At 43.7% G+C, this 678-nt stretch carries 1 protein-coding gene; it reads left to right on the top strand.

Annotated elements, in window-relative coordinates:
• Nucleotides 1–632: paraquat-inducible protein A (locus R7O13_RS27405; protein WP_318305265.1), on the top strand; the 632-nt coding region annotated here is incomplete at its 5' end.
• Nucleotides 633–678: the final 46 nt, after the last annotated feature.

Genomic DNA, 678 nt, shown 5'->3' with positions numbered 1-678 from the left:
AACCAGAAAAAACGTACTCTTTCGAACACAAAGATGTGCATTGTCACGAGTGTCATCTCTCTCAACCTGAAGGTGAGCGTTGCCGACGTTGTCATCATGAGCTCTATCATCGTAAGCCAAACTCGATTCAAAAAACGTGGGCTTACCTAGTCGCGGCTACTATCGCGATTTTTCCTGCTAACCTTATTCCTATTTCGATTTTGATAACCAACGGTCAACGCCTTGAAGATACGATTTTCTCTGGTGTTGCGTCTTTGGTCAGAAGCGGAATGTATGGTATCGCCATTATTATTTTTGTTGCCAGTATCGTTGTGCCAGTCGTTAAGATCCTCGGCCTTGCCTATATTATGCTGTGCATCAAATTCAAGCGTTCGGTGTTTCGAAGACAACGAATGATGGTTTACTTTGCAGTAAAGTGGATCGGTAAATGGTCTGTCATGGACTTGTTTGTTATTTCTATCATGATGACCTTGGTCGATCGCGGTCAAATACTCGACTTTACACCAGGTTACGGCGCGGTCGCGTTTGGTTTAGTCGTTGTGCTGACAATGTTAGCCGCAGAGAGTATTGACCCAAGGCTAATCTGGGATGAAGCCCCAAAACAATCAGAAAAAGAGTCAATTAATGAGTGATCAGAACAATTCTCAAACATCGTATGTGCCTGATGTTAAGAGGAGC

It is taken from the genome of Vibrio sp. Y176 (assembly GCF_033438945.1).
The sequence above is the reverse complement of the archived record's forward strand: the minus strand, read 5'-3'. Positions and strand labels throughout refer to the sequence as shown.